Below are 1,048 nucleotides of genomic sequence, written 5' to 3' on the forward strand. Positions count from 1 at the left end.
TAACCAAACCTGCTAATGAAATCATCATGTTATGGCCAATTGTAAACAGCGCCTACGTCCTGCCCAATCCTCGCAGCAACCGTGCCGCCATCCGCCGCTGCATGACGCCCACAAAAAACGCCGCATCCCGCGGCGTTTGACATCCTTAAAACCCTCGTACCGGAGCTTACTGCGGCAGATAGGCGTCCTTAGTAATGCCGCGCAGTTGGGCGTAGGGCAGGACGCGGGTGTTTTCGCCGCCCGCCAGGCCAAAGCTGATGACAGCGGTCGCGGGATAGGTGATAACCAGACCATCGGCGCTGAAGTGGATGTTGTCGGTGTCATGGTGCAGGCTTTCCAAATAGGCTTCGTCGTAGGTTTCGCTGTTTTTGTCGGCAGGGTCGCTGCCGGTTGCCGCCTTGTCCGCCGCGTCCAGCAACGGGTAGAGCGCGCTTTTGTCGCCTTGCAGGAGGTCGGCGAGGATGAGGCGCTGGCCGTTGTCGTCAAAGAGATACCAGTTTTTTTCGCTGACGGGGTGTACGCCGCCGAAATCCTGCACGGTGGTGACGGTGAACTGTTCAACCTGGTTGTGGCGGCCATAGTGGGCAGGGCGCACGCTCCAGGAGGCGTTGCGCAGTGCGGCGCAGTCGTCGCGGTCGGTATCTTCGATGCTGTCGAGGATGGTTTGTTTGAGGGCATCCGGCGTGGGGATGTCGCGGTTGATTTGCGCGTCAATGCGCGGATTGCCGGTTTTGATGGTGGCGACGGCTGTCGTGATGGTGGCATCGCCGCCGCAGGTTTTGACGAAGCGCTGCCAAACGGGGTCATGGCTGTAATCGGCGGGGGTTACGGCTTCGGTTTCGCTGTAGAGGCTGGCGGCTTGGGCGGTACTGGCGGCGATGAGGACGAGGGGCAGCAGGGGTTTGCGGTGCATGGTGGGCTCCGGGTGAATTTGGGCGAATTTTGGCGCGACCGTTTGCTGCTGTCCAGCCGTCCTGGCGCGGCAAAGCGGCGATATAGCCATCCACCGAAAGCCTCATACTGTGTTGCGCCGCTTCGCCGTACAACC

General features: G+C 60.7%; 1 protein-coding gene. It reads right to left on the reverse strand.

All coding sequences use genetic code 11. The features are described 5' to 3' along the window. Window positions 1–166 precede the first annotated feature (166 nt). Window positions 167–913: a hypothetical protein gene (locus tag Q0349_RS12990; RefSeq protein ID WP_298081441.1), complete on the reverse strand. Its 747-nt coding sequence runs from the start codon at window positions 911–913 to the stop codon at window positions 167–169. Window positions 914–1,048 lie beyond the last annotated feature (135 nt).

The organism is uncultured Cardiobacterium sp. (assembly GCF_938028185.1).
Taxonomy (GTDB): domain Bacteria; phylum Pseudomonadota; class Gammaproteobacteria; order Cardiobacteriales; family Cardiobacteriaceae; genus Cardiobacterium.

Bases quoted from the DNA above. Each gene is read 5' to 3' on its own strand.
- Q0349_RS12990 (WP_298081441.1), bottom strand. From the start codon at position 913: ATGCACCGCAAACCCCTGCTGCCCCTCGTCCTCATCGCCGCCAGTACC.